Annotated in this window: 25 protein-coding genes; 2 read left to right on the forward strand and 23 right to left on the reverse strand. The window is 55.8% G+C overall.

The genetic code is table 11. The features are described 5' to 3' along the window. Together AC812_RS02860 and AC812_RS02865 are read left to right on the forward strand one after the other, a co-directional pair. Positions 1-369 (forward strand): transposase (locus tag AC812_RS02860; protein WP_062158777.1); only part of this gene is annotated, 369 nt, incomplete at its 5' end. Between the two features lie 203 nt (positions 370-572). Then, on the forward strand, positions 573-1,007 hold the full coding sequence (locus AC812_RS02865; RefSeq protein WP_061913823.1) for a hypothetical protein: 435 nt from the start codon (positions 573-575) through the stop codon (positions 1,005-1,007). A 100-nt stretch (positions 1,008-1,107) separates the two neighbouring features. Here the strand turns inward: AC812_RS02865 and AC812_RS17945 are convergent, their stop codons facing one another. The 23 genes from AC812_RS17945 to flhA all read right to left on the reverse strand — a co-directional run bounded on the left by AC812_RS17945 (position 1,108) and on the right by flhA (position 20,340). Continuing rightward, positions 1,108-2,142: an HD domain-containing phosphohydrolase gene (locus AC812_RS17945; RefSeq protein WP_061913821.1), complete on the reverse strand. Its 1,035-nt coding sequence runs from the start codon at positions 2,140-2,142 to the stop codon at positions 1,108-1,110. Continuing rightward, a complete protein-coding gene (locus tag AC812_RS02875; protein ID WP_061913819.1) occupies positions 2,139-2,588 on the reverse strand; it encodes a chemotaxis protein CheW in 450 nt (149 codons plus the stop codon). Before AC812_RS02875 ends, AC812_RS17945 begins: the two co-directional genes overlap by 4 nt. Positions 2,589-2,628: 40 nt before the next feature. Continuing rightward, positions 2,629-3,147, reverse strand: coding sequence for a chemotaxis protein CheX (locus AC812_RS02880; protein ID WP_061913817.1), 519 nt, complete (start codon positions 3,145-3,147; stop codon positions 2,629-2,631). A 16-nt stretch (positions 3,148-3,163) separates the two neighbouring features. Then, positions 3,164-3,679 (reverse strand): chemotaxis protein CheX, encoded by a 516-nt coding sequence (locus AC812_RS02885; protein WP_061913815.1) that lies wholly within the window; start codon positions 3,677-3,679, stop codon positions 3,164-3,166. A gap of 34 nt (positions 3,680-3,713) precedes the next feature. Then, positions 3,714-4,568, reverse strand: a complete 855-nt coding sequence (locus AC812_RS02890) for an HDOD domain-containing protein (RefSeq protein ID WP_061913814.1) — start codon at positions 4,566-4,568, stop codon at positions 3,714-3,716. A 9-nt stretch (positions 4,569-4,577) separates the two neighbouring features. Then, positions 4,578-5,375 (reverse strand): CheR family methyltransferase, encoded by a 798-nt coding sequence (locus AC812_RS02895; protein WP_061913812.1) that lies wholly within the window; start codon positions 5,373-5,375, stop codon positions 4,578-4,580. 6 nt (positions 5,376-5,381) lie between these two features. Further along, positions 5,382-6,485 (reverse strand): protein-glutamate methylesterase/protein-glutamine glutaminase, encoded by a 1,104-nt coding sequence (locus AC812_RS02900; RefSeq protein WP_061913810.1) that lies wholly within the window; start codon positions 6,483-6,485, stop codon positions 5,382-5,384. A 9-nt stretch (positions 6,486-6,494) separates the two neighbouring features. Further along, the gene (locus AC812_RS02905; protein WP_061913808.1) at positions 6,495-6,851 is read right to left on the reverse strand and encodes a response regulator; all 357 of its coding nucleotides are present in this window, start codon (positions 6,849-6,851) and stop codon (positions 6,495-6,497) included. Between the two features lie 21 nt (positions 6,852-6,872). Then, a complete protein-coding gene (locus AC812_RS02910; protein WP_061913805.1) occupies positions 6,873-7,358 on the reverse strand; it encodes a chemotaxis protein CheD in 486 nt (161 codons plus the stop codon). Further along, complete coding sequence (locus tag AC812_RS02915; protein WP_061913803.1) at positions 7,355-7,969, reverse strand: chemotaxis protein CheC; 615 nt, start codon at positions 7,967-7,969, stop codon at positions 7,355-7,357. Before AC812_RS02915 ends, AC812_RS02910 begins: the two co-directional genes overlap by 4 nt. 10 nt (positions 7,970-7,979) lie before the next feature. Beyond that, a complete protein-coding gene (locus tag AC812_RS02920; RefSeq protein WP_169787249.1) occupies positions 7,980-10,046 on the reverse strand; it encodes a chemotaxis protein CheA in 2,067 nt (688 codons plus the stop codon). Between the two features lie 168 nt (positions 10,047-10,214). Continuing rightward, a complete protein-coding gene (gene csrA / locus AC812_RS18250; protein ID WP_082148933.1) occupies positions 10,215-10,505 on the reverse strand; it encodes a carbon storage regulator CsrA in 291 nt (96 codons plus the stop codon). A 65-nt stretch (positions 10,506-10,570) separates the two neighbouring features. Further along, positions 10,571-11,461, reverse strand: a complete 891-nt coding sequence (flgL, locus tag AC812_RS02930; protein ID WP_061913801.1) for a flagellar hook-associated protein FlgL — start codon at positions 11,459-11,461, stop codon at positions 10,571-10,573. 22 nt (positions 11,462-11,483) lie between these two features. After that, positions 11,484-12,893, reverse strand: a complete 1,410-nt coding sequence (gene flgK, locus AC812_RS02935; protein ID WP_061913799.1) for a flagellar hook-associated protein FlgK — start codon at positions 12,891-12,893, stop codon at positions 11,484-11,486. Between the two features lie 13 nt (positions 12,894-12,906). Then, positions 12,907-13,425 carry a flagellar protein FlgN gene (locus AC812_RS02940; RefSeq protein ID WP_061913797.1) on the reverse strand — a complete coding sequence of 173 codons (519 nt, stop codon included), beginning with the start codon at positions 13,423-13,425 and terminating at the stop codon, positions 12,907-12,909. A gap of 26 nt (positions 13,426-13,451) precedes the next feature. Next, complete coding sequence (gene flgM / locus AC812_RS02945) at positions 13,452-13,748, reverse strand: flagellar biosynthesis anti-sigma factor FlgM (protein WP_061913795.1); 297 nt, start codon at positions 13,746-13,748, stop codon at positions 13,452-13,454. A gap of 73 nt (positions 13,749-13,821) precedes the next feature. Then, complete coding sequence (locus tag AC812_RS02950) at positions 13,822-14,565, reverse strand: flagellar hook-basal body protein (protein ID WP_061913793.1); 744 nt, start codon at positions 14,563-14,565, stop codon at positions 13,822-13,824. Between the two features lie 13 nt (positions 14,566-14,578). Further along, positions 14,579-15,340 carry a flagellar hook-basal body protein gene (locus AC812_RS02955; RefSeq protein WP_061913791.1) on the reverse strand — a complete coding sequence of 254 codons (762 nt, stop codon included), beginning with the start codon at positions 15,338-15,340 and terminating at the stop codon, positions 14,579-14,581. Then, complete coding sequence (locus AC812_RS02960; protein ID WP_061913789.1) at positions 15,337-15,777, reverse strand: hypothetical protein; 441 nt, start codon at positions 15,775-15,777, stop codon at positions 15,337-15,339. The genes AC812_RS02955 and AC812_RS02960 overlap by 4 nt, the downstream gene beginning before the upstream one ends. Then, positions 15,770-16,522 (reverse strand): sigma-70 family RNA polymerase sigma factor, encoded by a 753-nt coding sequence (locus AC812_RS02965; protein ID WP_061913787.1) that lies wholly within the window; start codon positions 16,520-16,522, stop codon positions 15,770-15,772. The genes AC812_RS02960 and AC812_RS02965 overlap by 8 nt, the downstream gene beginning before the upstream one ends. Positions 16,523-16,539: 17 nt before the next feature. After that, positions 16,540-16,941: a hypothetical protein gene (locus tag AC812_RS02970; protein ID WP_062158779.1), complete on the reverse strand. Its 402-nt coding sequence runs from the start codon at positions 16,939-16,941 to the stop codon at positions 16,540-16,542. Then, positions 16,941-18,212, reverse strand: a complete 1,272-nt coding sequence (locus AC812_RS02975; protein WP_062158781.1) for a flagellar biosynthesis protein FlhF — start codon at positions 18,210-18,212, stop codon at positions 16,941-16,943. The genes AC812_RS02970 and AC812_RS02975 overlap by 1 nt, the downstream gene beginning before the upstream one ends. 16 nt (positions 18,213-18,228) lie before the next feature. Continuing rightward, the gene (gene flhA, locus AC812_RS02980) at positions 18,229-20,340 is read right to left on the reverse strand and encodes a flagellar biosynthesis protein FlhA (protein ID WP_061913782.1); all 2,112 of its coding nucleotides are present in this window, start codon (positions 20,338-20,340) and stop codon (positions 18,229-18,231) included. Positions 20,341-20,343: the final 3 nt, after the last annotated feature.

The raw sequence follows: 20,343 nt of genomic DNA on the forward strand, positions 1-20,343 counted from the left end.
GAGACCTATGCGGCGGATAAAGGCTATGATGACGGCAACAATCACTTCTATTTAGAACTGCACGGCTTACACTCGGCAATTCGCTTGAAAAAGACGCGCACGCAGAAGAAAGACGCCAACAAAGACAGCTGGCTGGCCTTGGAGCAGACCCAACCGTACCGTCAAGGCTTGAAACAGCGCTACAAAATCGAACGCAAATTTGGGGAAGCCAAACAGTGGCATGGGTTGGGACGCTGCCGGTATTTGGGAAAAATGGGCTTTGCGGTGCAAGCCTTTTTGACGGCGATAGCGCTCAACTTGAAACGAATGGTCAAGCTCCTGTTTGGCGTCGGGTTCAAAACCCCGGCTGGGGCCGCCATCCAAGGGTGAACTCCCATGCGGAGGGTGAAGTGTCGCTGGTGGTCAAAAATCCAGAAAAAATGGAAGTGAAGAGGTCAAATCAAGATACACAGCCCCTTTATTTTAGGGTGGATACCCCATCGGGTGCGGCTTTTCCACCCCTCAAACAGCCTGCTCGGCGTATTACGCTTGATTTTTCAACTCTCTCCAATCCATCAATTTGGAGGAAAAAAATGACTACGATAACGGTTAGCACAAGTTCTTCAAAGTCCGTCGTCAACGGCATTATCGGCGGTCTGGCAGGCGGCGTGGTCTTTGGCATCATGATGGCAATGATGGGCATGCTGCCGATGGTCAGCATGCTGGTACGACAGGACAACGCTGTAATTGGATTCATCGTTCACATGGGCATCAGCGCTTTCATTGGTGCGGTTTACGGTTTTGTGATCGCTCGCTTCCCCAATCAGCTATCCACTGCATTTCTTGGAGGAGCACTCAACGGTATCGTATGGTGGGTGTTGGGAGCTTTGATCATGATGCCGCTGATGCTGGGGATGAATGATATGGTGTTTGTCATTGGGCAAGCCCAGTGGATGAGCCTGCTGGGACACTTGATCTACGGCGTGATTGCCGGTTTGATTTATTATCGGCTTTCCCCGAAAAGTTGACCTTTTATCAATTGAGCCACTCCCGCTGTATGGAAGCGTCAGCGGGAGTGGCTCGCTTTATCCCATTTCACGGGGGTTGTTTTTAACTGAAAGATAAGCATCAACCAAAGTTCTTCATTTTCAAGAATACCCTGACCACATCCGGATCGAAATGAGTGCCGGCTTGTTTATGGATATATTCTAAGGTGCGTTCTTCACTCCACGGCTCAGGGCGATACGGCCGGCTGGATCGCAGGGCATCATACACATCAATGACCGCAAAAATACGCGCCTCCAGCGGAATCTGTTCCCCTTTCAAACCACGCGGATATCCGCTCCCGTCCCATTTTTCATGATGGCAGTAAGGAATGGGGATGGCCGGGCGCAGGTAATCAATCTGGCGCAACAGTTGTTCGGCATACGCCGGATGGCGGCGCATAATCTCCCATTCAGTTTCGTCAAGCGGGCCGGGTTTAAGCAAAATCGTATCACTGATCGCCATCTTGCCAATATCATGCAGCAAAGCCCCGTGGCGCACGTTCAGCACCTCTTCCAGACAAAAACCCACCTCCAAAGCCAGCTGCACCGTGGTTTCGGCTACCCGCTGGGTGTGCCCGTGTGTTTCATAATCACGTAATTCCAGCGCTTTTGCCCAGCCTTCCAGCGTGTCGGTGAAGGATTGCTCCAGCATCAAATTTACGGCAACCAGTTCGTTTTGCACCTGTCGCCACTGGGACACATCCCGCAGCAGAACCTGGATCATCTCACGGCTGCCATTGGGGTAAGGCGCCAGGGTTAGAAAAACGGACAATGGCTCCCCAGCGGCCGATTTCATTTCGATTTCCAGCGGCCCCATGCGGCTGCGGCTGTATTTCATCAATTCCAGCAGCGAAACATAATCCGTCTGACAGACCGGCTCGATGAATTGGATCAACGGACTGCCGGTCAATTGCTGAGCCGGGCAAGCCAGTAGATTTTCCAACGCCGGGTTGGTGTGCTGGATGCAACCGTTCTCATCCAGCACACAGTAACCATCCAGCAAAATTTCCAGCAGATTCGGCGCAGGCAAACGAGCGGCTGCGCGCTGGCCGGTTTTCTGCCGCCAGTGAGTCAGTGCCGTAGAGCGGAAAGTGTTGGAGCGAAAGCGGGGGATCATGCCATTACCGTTAAAGCTTCCCGCTCCTCAGTAGAGAGCACCTTGCCCAAATCCAGCAGGATAACCAGTTCGCTCTCTAATTTGGCAATGTTTTTGATGAAGGCCGAATTGATCGTTACCGACATCTGCGGCGGGGGTTCGATTTTGTCCTCCGGCACCCGAATCACCTGAGTAACAGCGTCAACGATGATGCCAACCTTGCTGGAGTCCATGTTGGCAATCACAATCCGGGTATCGCGGGTCGGCTCTTTGCGCGGCAAACCAAACCGCGTGCGCAGATCCACCACCGGCACAATCGTCCCGCGCAGATTGGTAATTCCCTCGATGAATTCCGGGGCATGCGGCAAGCGAGTGATTTCCTGCATTTTGATAATGCCTTCAACCGAGGCAATATCCACACCGTATTTTTCGTTTTCCAGTTCAAAAACCACCAGTTGATGTTCCATTGCTGATTACACTCCTTTCTTTACATTTTTTTGATCAAAGTTATCCACTGACGGCTTTAGCGCTGGGAACCGCAATTTGGGGCGTTTTCAAGCCGCGCTTCCCCTCGCGCAGTGCCAGATGAATTTCAACCGAACCGGCATCGGTTACCAACGGTACAACCAGCCGCGGATAATCCAGCGTTGAAATAGAAGCGCCTTTGCCGAGGATCAGGGAAGGCGTCGAAATGTTCGACTCGTAGCCGTTTTCCGAAAGTTTCATGCTCGCCCGCCCGGTGATGACATTGCCAATTTCAGCAATGCCCGATTGCGCCAGCCCATCCAGCTCGATCAGCGATTCTCCCATCATAATGGAAGCAAAACGCACGGCAGCCGAGCGGTTCATGCTGTAAAACACGGTGCCTTCAACCGCCCCCACCAGCGAAAGGATGACCGTCACATCATCCGTGACATACATCCCCTGTTCCAGACGCAGTTCGCCACGGCTGATTTCCATACCGGTTTCAGCACGCAGCACCTCGTAAGCCGCTTCCACAAAAGGATTGAGAAACTTAACGTTCATGGCAAATCCTTTCTGCTCAACTGCCTTTAGCCGCAGGGGTCAGCGCAACAAATTCTTCCAGCTTCCCATTGCGGTTCTCGCGCAAGGCCAGGTGAACGGTTAACTCACCCAGATTGGTCTGCAACGGTACCACAATGCGCGGGAAGTCGAGGGTGGAGATCTGAATCCCCTTACCGCTGATCAGGGTTGGCGGTGAGATATTGGACGCATAACCAGCCTGCGAGAACTTGATCGTCGCCCGCCCGGAAATGACATTGCCCAGTTCGGCAACACCGCTCTGCGCCAGCGAGTCAAACTCGGTAAATTCCTGCCCCAAAATTTGCGTCACAAAACGGATGCCGGTTTCGGTGTTCATCCCGTACATGACCACACCGTAAACCTGCCCGACCAGATGAATCAGCACGGTGACATCATCGGTGGTCAGCGCAGATTGATGCAGGGAAAGACTGCCGCGCTGGACATTGACGCCGATTTCGGCCTTCAACACTTCTACGGCTGCTTCTACAAAGGGGTTCAAAAACTTAACATCCATACATTCAAGCCTCCTCAATCACCGCACGGCCAATTCATCCGGCGCCGGGCAGTGTAATTAACATCTCCGCCATTTCGATTTGATCCATTACGGTTGAAACCAGTTCTTCCTGTTCGACTTCCGTCAGGTTAAGAGCCGCCACAGCGCGTTCATCCAACGCATATTGCAGCCCATCCCTCCCCACCCCAATTCCCAACATCATCATGATGCTATCACCGATATGGACGGCATAGGCCTGAGCCTGATACGGCCCGGCAGCTGCCGGGTTGTGATGATGAGCAATGACTGCCACCAATCCCTCCGGTAATCGCCAGCGACGCGCCATCTCGGCCCCCAGCATGGCATGATCAATTCCAAAATAAGAGCGCTCAATCTCCAAAAACGAGGCTGACTGCCACTCGTTCAAACTGAACACCATGCTGCGCAGTAATTTTTCCAGTGCCAGTTTTCCAATATCACTGAGCAAACCGGCAAAATAAAACTCCTCGATATTCTTCCACTGGCGCTTCTGGGCAATGGTTCTGGCACAAATTGCCACACCCAGCGAATGTCTCCACAGTTCACCTTTACGTAGTTCGTAACCGGGCAGCGGGCGGTTAAGAAAACTACCCAAACTGGCTGCCAGAATAATCTCATACAGCGCCTGTAAGCCGATGACCACGACCGCCTGATGCACGGTGGCAATCCGGTTGGGCATTCCGTAAAATGCCGAATTGGCCACCCGCAGCACCACACCGGAAAGCACCTGATCCACCGCCAACACATCCGCCACAGCGCTCAGATTGCAATCGGGTGAGCGCATCAGTTCCAGCGCCCGCTGGGAGGCTTGCGGCAGCGGGGGCAGTTTGCCCGCTTCTCGAATCAGGTCGTCCAGTGTGTAACGCATCATTTTGACCTCTTATTCCTTCATGTAAAAGGAAATGCCGGCGTTGCGGAAACCCAGCTCAGATGGGCGCGGCATGATTTCCGTCCCGCCCAAGAACAAGACACCGCCGGGACGCAGCGCCTCATGGAACTTGCGGTAAAGCAGGGTTTTGGCTTCGTTGGTGAAGTAGATAATGACATTGCGGCAAACGATCAGGTCAAAACCGCTTTCGAAAGGGTCATTGAGCAGATTTTGCTCGCGGAAAGTCACTTTACGCACCACCTCCGGTTTCACGAAGAAGGGTGGCGACGGGGAAAGAAACCGGATACGTTGCTCAGGGGTAAGATTACGGGCTTCTTCAGCCAGATACGGCCCGCCGGCTCGGGCTCTGGTCAGCGCGCCGCGATCAAGGTCACTGGCTAACAGATAGTGGGATTTCCCCGGAGCGGCCTCTTCCAGCAGAATCGCCAGCGTGTAGGCTTCCACACCCACCGAACAACCGGCGCTCCACACCCGCAAATTGCCACGCCGCTGCGGGTCACGCTCGGATTCGGCCAGCAAACGCGGCAAGATATCCCGCCGCAGCGCAGCCCAACGTTCGGGATCGCGGAAAAACTCGGTGACATTGATGGTCAGGTAATTGCGGAATTTTTCTAGCTCATCTTTGTTTTCGCGCAGCAGAGAAAAGTAATCGTTCCAGGAGGAAGCCCGCGAACGCGCCAGCCACGAGTCCAGTCGGCGTTTCATCTGCTCTTCTTTATAATGATTCAAGTCAATATTGAGCAAACTTTTGACCGAGGTTTTGATTTGGGCATAGATTTCGGCTTCCATACTCCCTTAACTCCCGCTCAAAGTCAAAAGGTTTTCTCGAACGGCTTTTTGAATGGCGTCGGCTACATCCGTCAGCGGCGCGACCACATCCACGGCTTGCTTCTCCAACACGCTGCGCGGCATCCCCCACACCACACAGGTTGACTCATGTTCGGCAATCACCGTCCCGCCCAGACTGTGTAGCAAGACCGACCCGTTTGTCCCGTCGCTGCCCATGCCGGTCAAAATAACCGAGATGACTCGTTTTCCGTAACGCTGAACCAGCGAGGTGAGGGTCACATCAATGGCCGGACGGACACCGTGTACCGGGCTGTTCTGGTTGAGGGCAATTTGCTCATTTTCATCCAGCACCATGTGAAATCCGCCCGGCGCAAGCAGCGCCTGACCCGCCATCAGGCGGTCGCCTGGCTGGGCTTCGCGCACCAGCAGTTTTGATAGACCGTTGAGCCGTTCTGCCAGCGAATGAGTGAACCCGGCCGGCATGTGCTGGACAATCACCACCGCCGCCGGTAAATCCGCCGGTAAAGCCGTCACCACCTCATTGAGCGCCCGTGGTCCACCGGTGGAACTGCCAATCACCACAATCGGTTCGTTCGGTCGCAACGGGCGCACCGGTTTTTCTGCCACTGGTTTGTTTTGCGAAACAGAACGCACCAGGGCAAATGGGCGCACCCGCGCACTGGCTGCGCGCTTGATCTTGGCAGCAGCCTCATCCATCACGGTTTGGATGTCCAATTGGCGGTCCGGTTTGGTGATGAAATCCACCGCCCCCAATGTCAAAGCCTGAATGGTGGTTACTGCGCCCTCGCGCGTCAGGCTGCTCAACATCACTACCGGGCGGGGAAAGCGCGTCATGATCTCCCGTAAAGTCGAAATGCCATCCAGACGCGGCATCTCCACATCCAGCGTCACCACATCCGGCTTGAGGGTGGGGATGAGCTCAAGGGCTTCCTGTCCGTCGCGGGCGGTTGCAATCACCTGAATGCCATCCCGCCCGTTGAGATGCTGGCTGATCGAAAAGCGCATAAACGCCGAATCATCCACCACCAGTACCCGCACCGGTTGGGCAGTGGAAACCGAAGCATTCGAGGATGACGGCAGGGGTACCATGAAGAAAACCTAGCCCGCCAGTTTGTGAATGGCGCTCATCACGCGGTCATGCTCGAACGGTTTGACGATGAAATCGCGCGCGCCGGATTTGACGGCTTCCAGCACCACCGATTCCTGCCCCAACGCAGTCAACATGACCACTTTGGCCTGCGAATCGAAGGCGCGAATCTCTTTTAACGCCGCCAGACCGTCCATTTCCGGCATGGTGATATCCATCAGCACCACATCCGGGCGCACCTCTTTATATTTTTCTACCGCTTTGGCGCCGTTTTCCGCTTCATAGACCTCAAAACCCTGCCCGGTGAGCATTTTGATGATCCGAACGCGGAGAAATTCAGCGTCATCCACAATGAGTATCTTGGTCATTCGTCCTTCCTCCTGAAAATATTACAAATCCTTTTCTACACCGCCGACCACTCGTACGGTAACCCGTCCGGTAGCGACGTAAACTCGCACGGTTCGCCCGCTGTGACCGCCGGTTTCCTCCGCATGCAGCGGCAGGTTGAGACGTTGCAGCGTTTCATGCGCGCTTTCGATGTTCCGCGTGCCGACATCGAAGGTTTTGGAAAGTCCGGCAGTGGTCAACATGTTAGCCCCACCCACCATACGGATGATCAAATTCCGCCGGTCTGCCCCGGCTTTCAGCATGGCATCCAACAAACCCTCAATCCCACTATCCACGTATTTGGCACAATATGGATCAGCCCCGTTCAAACGGTGAGGTAAAACCGCGTGGAGCAAGCCGCAAATGTGGCGCTGCCTGTCCACCATGGTAATTCCCAGACACGACCCCAGCCCATAAGCCACCAGCACATCCGCCGGATCGCTGGAAACGACCACCTCACCCAGATTCACGCTGATCGGTTCTTTCATTCGCGCTTCTCAACCTGTCGCAGGGCTTGCAGGGACTGAGCATCTGGGATGACCCAGAAATCGGTCAATACCGAGCGGCTGCCATCCTTAAAGCATGTCTGGATCAGCAATACCTGATCGCTGACCCCGCCAGTTGTGGCAACGATGATGTCCAAAATCGCACCGACCATGTCCACCATCACTGCCGGCGGTGTGGGACGGATTTCACGCTTGAGCGCGTTAGCCACCGCATTCATAAAGAAGGTGCCGGTCATGTTACCCACCTCTCCCAGCGCGGAACGTTCCAGCGAGCCAAGAAAGGTTGTACTGCCTTCCGGCTGTTCCATCAGCAGATCCACCAGTTGAAAGGCTTTTTCCAGCGGCAGGATCATCATGATTTGAGCGTTGAAATCCCCCTCGGCGCGCAGGTAAATACCGACGGCTTCGTTTTCCGGACCGCCAACCATCATTGGAATCTGAGTGAGCGGCACAACCTTGACATCCGGATCGCCGAATTCCAGTTTGTGACCCAGCAAGCCGGAGAACCCCCGCACGGCATTGTGAATGCCAATGGTCGTGATTGAACGCAGCGTGTCCACCAGTTTTTCATCAAACTCAATCGCGGTCGTCATCTTGCTCCTTTCAATGAATACCAGCCAGCCGCAATAACGCCGGCACATCCACAATCAAGGTAATACTGCCGTCACCCAGTATGGCTGCGCTGGAAATACCCGGAATTTCTCCAACCAGCTTGCCCAACGACTTGACCACCACTTCTTCCTCCCCCATAAAGCCGTCCACCACCAGTCCAACCCGGTGTTTACCGGATTGGATGACCACCGCAAACAGCCGTTTGCGCTGCGTGCCGTTCTGCGGGATGTTGAACAACTCGCTCAGGTAAACCAGGGGGAGCACACTCCCGCGCAGCATGGTAACCGGTTTTTGACGGATGGTTTTGATATCCGCGGGGGAAAGCCGCAGGGTCTCCAACACCATCACCAACGGGATGGCGAAAGTAGCCGAACCAACCCGTACCAGCAGAGTCGGAACAATTGCCAGCGTGAGCGGCAGCACAATCTGGAAGGTCGTGCCGCGACCCACGGCCGTTTCGATGTGAATGGTACCGTTGACCCGCTGGATGTTGGTCTGGACAATATCCATGCCCACCCCACGCCCGGATATATCGGTGACCTTTTCAGCAGTGGAAAAGCCGGGCAGGAAGATCAGGTCAACCGCCTGTTCGTCGCTGAGGGCTGCGGCTTCTTCGGCGGTCATCAGTCCTTTTTGCACCACTTTCTTGCGTAAGACGGACGGGTCAATTCCGCGCCCGTCGTCCGAAACGGTGAGAATGATGCGTCCCTGTTCGTGCCAGGCGTTCAGCGTCACTGTACCGCGCTCTGGTTTACCGGCTGCGCGGCGTTCTTCGGGTGGTTCAATGCCGTGATCAATCGCATTGCGCACCAGATGAATCAGCGGATCGTTGATCTCTTCGATCATCGAGCGGTCGAGTTCGGTATCTTCACCGTGGATGACCACATCCACCAGTTTGCCGGCCTTTTGAGACATATCGCGCACCATGCGCGGGAATTTGTGAAGCAGATTGCCAATCGGCAACATGCGGATGCGCATCACCTCCTCTTGCAGTTGATCGGTGATGCGGCTGATGTGAGCAACCGTCTCGGCTAAATTTTCCACCAGAGGATCATTATGGGCTTGGGCTTCCAGTTTGTTGCGCACCTGAAAGAGGTGATTGCGGTCGGTAATCAATTCACCTACCAGATTCATCAGACTGTCCAGCCGTTCAACGCTGGTACGCACGGTCATTTCCACCCCACGGCCACCAGAACCGTTGGAACGGCTGCGGCCCGGCTGGCTGACAGGGGCAGCCTGCGCCTGTGCCTCCGGCTTTTCGGCTGGTGATGTTTGCTCAGGCGGCGTGGTTTTCGATTCGTTAATTGCAGCCAGAGAGCGGCCATCCCCATCTGCCTGAACATCAATCTTCTCAATCTCGGAGATTTGACCCAGTTTTTGTAAGATCTGATCCGCGGTTGCAGGGGTGATCAATTGCGCCCAAAAAGTTTGCACGGGTTGGGCGGTTTCAATCTCCTCCAGTGTGGGCTGCATCGAAACAATCTCACCCAGTTCCTGCAGCGCCATCATCAGTTGAAAGGCGCGCGCCGCCGAAGCCACACTGCGCGGGTCAATCCGCGCCTGAATGTGAAATTCTTTTTTTCCATTGGAATGCGTCGGTGGCGATTGCGGCACGGCCGGCGCCGGGGGTATCTCAACCCGTTTCTCTTTGGGCTGATGCTCGCCCACCGCATTAAATTCCGCAAAGGCTTCGATCAAAGGCTGCGGATCATAATCACTGAGGGTGCCTTTGATGACTTCTTCCCGCAAGGCTCTCAATCCGTCCACCGCATCCAGGCACAGGTCAATCAGCGCGGTACTGACCGAATACTGGGCTTTTCGCAGGCCATCAAAGGCTGTTTCCAGCGCGTGGGTCAGGTTGGTCATGCGGTGATGACCGATCATACCGGCCATACCTTTGAGGGTGTGCGCCGCCCGAAAGGCGTTCTGTAACAGGTCGGAATCATCGCTGCGGTGTTCCAGTTCCACCAGCGTTTCATCCAACGTCTGGAGGTGTTCATCCACCTCTGCCAGAAAGATGGGAAGTTCATCTTGGCTGATGTCAAAAACCATTTGCATAGCAACCCGCCGTATCGAAGTTAAAATCCATACGCTCTGGAGTAAGATTAACATAAGGCAAGCCGGCGTTCAGTAAAGAGCGCGTAAAATATAGCCAAAGAACGCATGAAAATTTAAACAAAAACTGCTGACCTCAGGCGGTCAGCAGTGATGAGCCGGTTAAGAAACTTATGCTTGATTCGGTTTTTCGGAAGATGCCGGGGGGTTTTCTTCGGAGGTTTCGTCCGCCAGCAGTTTACGCAGCGCTTCGAAAGATTCCGGCTCAGGGCCGCTTGCCAGCAATTCCTGCAAACGAGACTGCTCCTTGACCGCCTCGGCGACCTCCTGGCGTAAAATCAACACATCACGGGGAGCCGTGATCCCCAGCTTGACTCGGTCACCTTCCACAGCCAGCACCGTGACGGTGATCGAATCACCAATGGCAATACTTTCATCTACCCGACGGGTCAGCACTAACATAGCCGGTATCCTTTATCTTGTGGGAATGGCCGCACTGTCTCCCCGCAGGGACAGCGCCTTCTTTTTCAGCGCAGGTAATCAAACAGGCTAAGGGCAGAAATGGCACGCCGGCTGACTTCCAGGACTGCCTGATAAGTTGTTTCCTGACCACGCAGCAGGGTGATGGCCTCAGCCATGTTCAGGTCTTCTCTTTTAGAAAGCAGGCTGTTCAATTCAATTTCGGTCTTATCAATCCCATCACTGGCTGCCTTTACCTGCCGCATCCGCGCGCCCAGCCCGGTGCGCTGCGCATCCACTGTATCCAGCGCCGATTGTAACTGGTCAAAGGCAGTTTGTAAAGCGTTGCGGTCAAAGTTCGTGTTTTGCAGCGCATTTCGGGCAGCAACCAGCGATTCGATCAACGGCCGAAACACGGCTTCGGCTGAAAGGTTGATGACCACCGATTGACCGGGTGCAATCGCCCGCTGCATGAGACCATTATCCCCCTGATAGACGAGCGTATTTGGATCACTCATCACAAACGGCTGGGTGTGAATTTGGAAACCCGCGAAAATATAATCGCCTTTGTGAGTTGTGTTGCCAATTTGCACCACTTGAGCGATCATTCCATCAATCTCGGCAGCCAATGCGTGCTGACGCTCATCGCTGCCCATCGTATCGCTCAAACCGCGGGTAATCAGGCCAATCGCCCGTACCCCAATCGTCTGTAACTGTTCGAGGCTGTAATCGCTGGCTTCCATCCATTCCCGGCTCAATTCGGTTGTGCTGCGGTAGGCTTGCAGGTTGTTCAGCGTGGAACGCATTGTCAGGCTTTGGGAAGTGTTTACCGGATCTTCCGAAGGCGAAAGATTCTTCTTTCCAGAGGCAATTTTGCTTTGCAGGCGGGAGATTTGTTCCATGTTACTCGATAAATGAGAAACGGTATTGTTGATCATTCCTTGATGGGTTACGCGCATGTCCTCATCCCTGCCTTTCCGATTACCGTCCAACCAGTCCCAGCCCGTTGATGATGCGATCCAGCATCTCGTCGTAGGCCGTCAACACCCGCGCGGCGGCTTGATAGGCGCGTTGAGCCTTGGCCAGATTGGCGGCTTCCTCATCCAGCGAAACCCCGCCCACCGCCTCACGTTGATCGTTGAGGGCTTTGGCCACCAATCCGTGGGTGGAGCTGTTTTGGGTGGCATTGTTGGTCAATATGCCAAAAGAAGTAATCTGCCCGTTGTAGAATTCATTTGGAGAGGCATTCCCAAGCCCGGCAATCGCCTGATTGCGCAGCGCAGCAATCGCCATTGCTACCGCATTGTTCCCGGGCTGACCAGCTGCATCAGCGGCTGCCAGACTCTCGGCATCCACCGCCGGATTCAATTTCATCGTGATAGCATCGCTGCCGGTAAAGAGTGGCAAACCGGTCGCGCCGTTCAAACCGTAACCACCGCTGTGGAGCGCGTTGATCTGCTGAATCAACTGGTCCGCCAGGGTGTTCAATCCCTGAATCTGCTGCGGGATGACCTGATCCCTGACCTCTAATATCCCCTTCAGCGAACCGCTCGGCAGGTTGACCGTTTGGGGCGGACTGTCGGCCTCCCAGACCACTTCTACCATCGGGGTATCACCGGCTTTGGGGCGGGTGGTCAGGTGAAGGGCCTGTACGCCCATTACCAGTACATGCCCGCCAATCGAAACCAGCACTTCGCCGTTTTTTTGTTCGTGGGCAACTGCGCCGCTCAATTCCGCCAGTTTGTCCAGCACCCGATCGCGCTGATCCAGCAAGTCATTCGGGCGTTCACCGGTGGAGAACACCCGCGCAATTTCCCTGTTCAGGCGGGCTACTTCATCGGCATAGGCATTGATTTGCTCCACCTGACTGGTAACGGCCTGATTTTGATCCAGCCTAATCTGCTGCAATTGCTCCCAGCGCCGGTTGAATCCCTCCGCCAGGACACGGGCATCATCCAGCAAGCTGACCCGCAGGCTGAGATTGGCAGGATCGCCCGCTAAATTTTGCCAGCCGTTCCAAAACTGATCCAGTTTGTTGATCAACCCATCCTGCGAGGTTTCCGCCAGTGTGGCTTCGATTTGCAGCAAGATGTCCCGGCGGGCTTCCCAATATTTGGCGCTGGCTGATACCGAACGGTAGCGCCCGTCAAAAAATTCAAGGTTAAATCGTTGAATCTGGGCAACCCGCACCCCGCCGCCGCGCATACCTGCTCCCATTCCCTTGTGTGCCGCCAGGATGGGAGAGGGGACGGTGGCTTCCAAAATTGCCGATTGGCGGCGATAGCCCGGCGTATTGGCATTGGCAACATTATGCTCAATCACCTCAATGGTTTGAGCATGCGCCAGAATGGCCTGTAAGGCGATGTGAATTCCTGAAGAGATTCCCGGCATCTATCTCCTCCCTTCAGGCGCGGTAATCCATGCCGAAGTTGGCTGCCTCACCTGCCGGACGAGCCTTGTAAGGCGGCGCATAGGCTGGCTCCGGTTGTACCACACCCACCAGAAAGACCTGGGCGGCTTGCAGCCAGTCCAGACGGGTGACAGCCAGTGCCTGATTGTAATCATTCAACTGGCGGGCTTCTCGCGCAAGACTGGTAATTCCCTCAGCCAGCCGGCTCACCCGCCGGGCATCATTCGCCTCGAGGTGGGGCAGTAATTCGGCAATCGAGGTTTCGTCGGAAACAATGCCGCGTTCCAGGGCCATTTTTTGAACCGCTTTACGGCGGTTGTCTTCCAGCACACCCAACCGGTCGAGCAGCACTTCCTTCTCTTCGACGATATTCATCAGGTCATCGCTGTTTTCCAGCAATGCCTGACGCTCCATCATGGTCAATTCAATCAAGCGTTGAATCTGGCGGAATTGCTCAACCAGTGTATCTTCCAGTTCAATCAGATATTCGCAGAAGTGATCGTGATTTACCATACCGTTTCTCCCCGTTTCATTCCTCACTAAGTATTAAAGTAGGCTCGGGCAGCCAGTTTACGGGCGATTTCTTCCACCTGAACGGTGTAATCGCCGCTTTCAATTCGCTGGCGGATTTGGTTAAGACGTTCGTTTTCCAATTCTGGTGCGCTGTCTGCGGCTGCACGGGCTTTGGCCAGCAAGCGCGCATCCGCCGAAAGGGCGACGCTGTCGCGTCGTTGAGCCAGGCTGTTGATCTCGTTGGCGGGCTTTCGGTCAGCCCGTTGGATCGGGTCTGTGCCCTGGGGGGCAAGCGGGTTAATCCCATTGTTCTCAATCTTCATCGGTCATACCTCCGGGAGCCAAAAACGGCAGATAAATCACGTGTTTACAGTATCGGATGTTTTGGCTCAAACTTTACCCCTTACGCAGATTCAAAGCCTGGGCAATCATCGTATCGGTCTGCTGAAAAGTGCGCACCGACATCTGAAAGGCACGCTGCAAGGACATCAAGCGGGTCATTTCGCTGGATAAGTCCACATTGGATTGTTCAACAGCATGAGCGGCAATCATGCCGAAATTAGCCGCGCCGGGCGTACCCACCTGAGCCGCCCCGGAGGCTTCGCTCGCCAGCCAGACATTGTGTCCCTGAGCAATCAAACCGCTGGGATTGACAAAGCGCGCCAACTGCACCTGCCCGGCAATCCGACGTGTGCCATCCTGCAGGGTAACCTGAACGCTGCCATCCGGCTGAATGTACACATCGGTGGTGCCGTCCGGTATCTGGCCGTTCCAGATCAGCCGGTAACCGGCTGCCGTGACCAGCTGGCGGCTGGAATCCAGCAAAAACTGGCCGTCGCGGGTGTAACCAATCGTCCCATCCGGCAATCTGACCTGAAAGAAACCCTCGCCTTGAATCGCCCAATCCAGCGGATTTGCCGAATTGCGCAGGGCTCCCTGCTGCATCAACCCTTGTGTACTGGCCAGGGTAATGCCTTCCAGCGTGCGCTGATTGAGCAATTCTTGAAAGTTTGAGCGGCTGGCTTTGAAACCGGCGGTATTCATGTTAGCCAGATTATTGGAAACCACATCCAGGTCTAGTAATCGGCTGAGAATATCCTGACGCGAGATGTTGAGGGTGTGAAACAGAGAAGATGACATAAGCGCTGCGCTCCTATCCAATTCTGCCCAGTGAGGCAATCGTCTTACCAAGCAGTTCGTCCTGATTTTGCACCATCTTCAAGGCGGCTTCGTAAGCCCGCCCCACTTCAACCAGCTGGGTCATCAACTGGGTCGGGTTGGCGTTCGACATCTCCAGAGCGCCCTGCACCACCCGGACGGGTCCCTGCTGGGTAGAGGCTGCCGGGCCGCTGTACAGGTTGCCTTCCTCGCGTTGAAGTTCGGCGCGCGGATCCTCAAACCGCGCCAGCCCCAGCCGCGCCACCTGCGCGCCGTTGACCTGAATCGTGCCGTCCGGCAGCACCATCACTTGACCATCCGGTAGTCGGATCGGCTGCCCGCCATCACTCAGCACAAAGTAACCGTCCACCGTCACCAGATTGTTCTGGGCATCGCGCAGAAACCGCCCGTCACGGGTGTAACGGTCACCCTCAGGTGTCCGCACCCGGAAGAAGCCTTCGCCTTCAATGGCCAGATCCAGCGGATTTTGGGTCAATTGCAGGCCGCCCTGCGTAAAATCGGTTACCTGCGGACCCAGTTCGGTACCCAGCCCCAGCAGGCCAACATAACTCAGCCGCTGGTTTTGAAGCAGATTGCCGGGTGAGTACAAAACTGGCGTCTGCGCCCAATCCTGCGCATTGGTAAGGATCTGTTTGAAGCCCGGTGTTTCGATGTTGGCGACATTGTGCGCCAGAATTTGCTGACGGGCAGCATTCATGATCATGGCTGATACGGCTGAATACATTCCTTTAATCATCGTACATATCCTCCATTCCCGGCGGGGTTGCTACGCTGCTGGACGCTCAACACCAACCGCACTTCCTCGCGGGTCATCCCCAACTGGCGGGCAATATCCACCTCCGACATTTGAGCAGACGCCATGGCGGCAATCATCCGATTGCGCTCGGTCGGGTCACCGGCAGGTGAACCCGGCGGCTGAGTCATCGGCCGGTTTCTGGAAACTTCCAGCAATTGCTGGAAATCAGCCTGTCCGAGAATACCTGCCGAAGGCTGACTGAGCGGCACAGCAGCCTGATCGGTCTTACGGCTGTTTTCCACCAGCGTGCGCATCTGCTCGGTGACCGGATTGAGCTTTTCGGCTTGCGCCTGCCGCCCCTTCATCAGTGCGGTTTCGCGCATCAACTGCAAAAGTGTGTAGGTGTCTTCCAGGGAAACTCGCGGGATATTACTCATGGCTCATCACCACCTTCAGGTTTATCAATGCCCGCGCGTGGAGTTGACACACGCGCGATTCGGAAATACCCAGCACTTTACCAATTTCCTTGAAATTCAATTCATCGTGGTAATACAGCGAAAGGACTAACTGCTCACGCTCCGGCAGGGTGCGGATTGCATCTGCCAGTTGTCGGCGGAGTTCTTCATCCAGCGAAAGTTCCTGCGGGTCAATCTGACGTTCGTCGCCCAACCGATCATGCAGGTCGCTGTCTTCGTTGTCCATTTCGGTCGGCGCATCCAGCGAAAGCAGGAAGCGGTTGGAATCCATCAACCCACGCTGAACCGTATCTACGTCTGTTTTGAGGTGTGCCGCAATTTCTTCGTCGGTCGGCTCGCGCTGATTTTTCAGCCACAATTCCTCCACCGCCTTCTGAATGGCACGCACCCGCTGACGGGCCGTCCGGCTCATCCAATCCACCGAGCGCAGGTAATCCAGCACCTTGCCGCGGATGCGCACGGCAGCATAAGTGCTGAAGCGTGTACCGAATTGCGGATCGTAGCGATCAACTGCCTCGATCAAGCCGAGCAGGCCCTGATGGAGCAGGTCCTCGTACTCGCTGCCCAGCTCAGGGGTGATGCCCAGACGGCTGAGCAGGTAGCGTACCAACGGCACCGATTGAAGCACCAGCTGCTCGCGGGCTTCGGGGCTGCGAGTAGCCAGATAAACTTCCAGTGCTGCCGTCGAAATATCCTGCACAGCCATCTAAAATTACTCCTTAATTACTCCTTCACCTCACCGACATTCGGTTGATTCCGTACCTCGCTGCCGGCTCCACTCTGAAAATCTGACGAATGGGTTGCCTGCTCCTGCCGGACGGTTTGTTCGGCTGTGCGGGCATTGACCAAACCGGCGGACACCTGATAGGTGAGAAACCACAATAATGTACCTAACGACACCACCCCGACCACCGCTCGCAGAAAGACCTCCAACAAAGTTGCGCCTGACATGAACGAAACCAGCGCAATCACCAGTGTCACCAGCAGCAGAATCATGGTGGAAAATGAGAAGAACACCTCGGCAAACAACGGCAGGGTCACATCTGGCTGCGCGTTTTTCTTTTTGGCTGGTGGTTTTTTGGGGGTTTTTCCCTTTTCGGGTTTGGGTTCTTTGTCCTTCGCCATCAGTCCTGATTCCATCCTTTCCCAAAGAGTGCTGCGCTCAGGCGCGAGGCTTCGGCAGCCTGAAATTTACCGGCGGTTTCTTTGCCGTAAGCAAAATAACGTAATGGATAGGGCGTCTGCCGGGCAAAGTTGTAGACACTGCCAAAGGTAAGCGTCTCGTCCATGCGGGTAAAAATCATTCCATTAAGGCGGAAAACGCCCAGCGCCGCGCTGATCTGCCGGAGGTCGCTCTCGCGGGTCAACGCCGATGCCACCAGCCAGGTCACCCGTTGAGGAATCTGGCTGAGCAGTTCACCCAGTTCAGCCAGTGGTTCTTCACGGCAGGGATTGAAACCCGCTGTATCCACCAGAAAGACATCCACCTCTTGCATCTCATCGGCAATGATTTGAATATCCTGGGGTTGGTACACCAGCCTCAGCGGTATGTTGAGTGCATCGGTATAAGCGCGGGCTTCCGCGATTGCACCGGTGCGGATGGTGTCTGCACACACCCACACCACCTTTTTGCCGAGGTGCTGACTGTACAGCAATGCCAGTTTGGCGGTCGTGCTGGTTTTACCGCTGCCGCTGGCTCCGACCAGAGAAACCCAGCGTCCGGGCAGGCGCAAAGCTCCCGGCGCTGGCAGGCGCAGGTCGGCCGCCAGCACTTCCTGCACATAACGCAGGCATAAACTTTCCTCTTTGAGCATGGCAGCACCCAGAGTCTGATTCAGGCGCTGCAACGTTCGCCGCACAAATTCGGCTTCAACCCCCTGGTCCAGCAGCCGCTGCTGAATGCGCTGCAAACTGACCGGCAGCAGCTGCACCTCCGCTTCCACAGCCGGCGGATGATCGGCCGGCTGATTTTCGGGTTCTTTGACCGTTTCCGCAATAACCGCCGGAGCGGCCGGCTTCTGGGCAGCCCGGATTTCTGCCCGGCTGAGATGCGGCGGTGACCAGCGCTGCGGCTGAGAAGATGCCGTCTTTTCACCCGGCGGAAAAGCCGGCTGCCCGCCCACCCACTCAATTTCGGGCGGTTGTTCTTCAAACTCAATCCCAGCGCCATCGGCGCTGCGCCGCAGGACGCTCCTGGTCTGGGAGGACTGGGCAGGTTGACTGTTCAACGGCGGAGCGGCTACCACCTCAACACCCTTTTTGCGCCACACATTCCAGACCGGCCCCATTGGAATTTCACGCGCCGAGAGGACAATCGCATCTGGCCCCAGTTCAGCCTGTATACGCTGGAGAGCCTCCAACATCGTTTCGCACTGATACTTACGCGTTTCCATCATCGTCTCTCCACCTCACCTAATTTTGACCGTTGCTCAACACGGCGCCTAAATCCAACATTCCGTGCGCCTTGACGCGCGTGCCGGGGCTGACTTCGGAAAAGGCCAGCACCACCAGATTCGGCAGTGATTGGGCTGCCAGCCGGCGGAACGCCAGCCGCAATTCGCGCGGGCATAACAGAATCGGGTAATAACCCAATTGCGCCAGTGCTTCCATTTGTTCGCCGGTTTTCATCAACAGGGTTTGCGCCAGGCCAGCATCCAGCGAAAGCGCCGGGCCGCTGTCGGTAGAAACCAGGGCGCTACGCAACAGCGATTCGACCTGCGGCGAGAGGGTGAACACATGCAGGGTGTTGTTCTCGTCTCGGTACTGAGCCGAAATGGTGTTTGCCATCGTCTGGCGCACGGCTTCGGCAAGAATGTTCGGGTCGCGGGTTACACCGGCGTGATTGGCCAGCACCTCCAAAATCCCGCTCAGGTCGCGAATCGGGACGCGTTCGCGCAGCAAATTGCGCAGGACACTCTGTACCTCGCCCAGCGTCAACAAATCCGGCACCACGCCCTCCACCGAAGCCGGCGACTTCTGGCGCAGCTGGTTGATCATTTCCTGCACCAGCTGGCGGCTGAGCAAATCCGGAGCATGGTTGCGCACCGTTTCCGTCAGGTGCGTGCTCAGCACCGAGAGCGGCGAAACAACCGTGTAACCCTTCAACTCGGCCTGATTCTGCTCGGCCTCGCTGATCCACACCGCCGGCAGGCCAAAAGCCGGTTCAATGGTCTGAACGCCCTGCAATTCCCCATCTACGCTTGAACCGGGAATCGCAAGCATCCGGTCAATCATCAACTCGCCGCTGGAAACCTCCTGACCGCGAATCTTGATGCGGTAGGCGTTCGGCGCAAGGCGCAGGTTATCGCGGATGCGCACCACCGGCAACACCAGCCCCAGTTCGGCCATCAACTGGCGGCGAATGCTGGTAATCCGTCGCAGCAGATTATCCTGAGCGTCTTCCTCGATCAACGGCACCAGCCCGTAGCCGATTTCCAGCTCAATCGGGTCAACCACCACCATTTCCAGCATCTGCTCCGGCGTCTCCGGCTCGGTAACAACCGGCGCGGCGGCCGTCATCACCTGAGCGGCCTGTTCTGCCAGGCGGGCCTTGTTGACAAAGTAAGCCCCCACCCCAAACCCAACGCTGATCAAGGCGAACGGCAGTTTAGGCAGTCCCGGTACTAGCATCATCAAAGCCACCAGAATGGAACCCACCGCCAGCACGTTGAAATTGGAAATCTGACCGAACAGTTCGTTGCCCAGCGAGGACTCGGAAGTGGAACGGGTCACAATCAGACCGGCAGCCGCGGAAACGAGCAAAGCCGGCACCTGAACCGCCAGACCGGCGCCAATCGTCAACAGCACGTAGGTTTGCAGGGCATCCGCCAGTGGCAAACCGCGCTGCACCACCCCGATGACAAAGCCGCCGATGATGTTGACCAGCATGATGATGATGGCGGCAATCGCATCGCCGCGCACAAACTTGCTGGCGCCGTCCATTGCCCCGTAAAAATCGGCCTCAGCCTCGATGGCTTTGCGGCGCTGACGGGCTTCGCTTTCATCAATCAAACCGGCGTTAAGGTCGGCATCAATCGCCAGTTGCTTGCCGGGCATGGCGTCCAGGGTGAAGCGCGCCGCCACTTCCGCCACCCGCCCGGCGCCGCTATTGATCACCACAAATTGAATGATCATCAAGATCAGGAAGATGACGAACCCGACCACATAATTGCCGCCGACAATCAGGTTACCGAAGGTTGCCACAATCGCTCCGGCTTCGCCGTTGAGCAAAATCAGCCGGCTGACCGAGATGTTGATGCCCATCCGCAGCAGCGTAACCAGCAGCAAAACCGTTGGAAACGCCGAAAATTCCATTGGCTGGCGAATGTACATGGTCAGCAGCATGATACCGATGGAAACTGCAATGCTGAAAGCAATCAACAGGTCCACCAGCAGCGGCGGCAGCGGTACCAGCATCAAGCCGACGATCACCACCAGCGTAAACGCCATGACAATGTCTTTTGAACGCAGCAAACTCTGCAGGGATTGGATCATCGGGTTTGAAGTACGGGTTGCTGTGGTCATCTC

This window comes from Bellilinea caldifistulae (genome assembly GCF_001306055.1).
Taxonomy (GTDB): domain Bacteria; phylum Chloroflexota; class Anaerolineae; order Anaerolineales; family Anaerolineaceae; genus Bellilinea; species Bellilinea caldifistulae.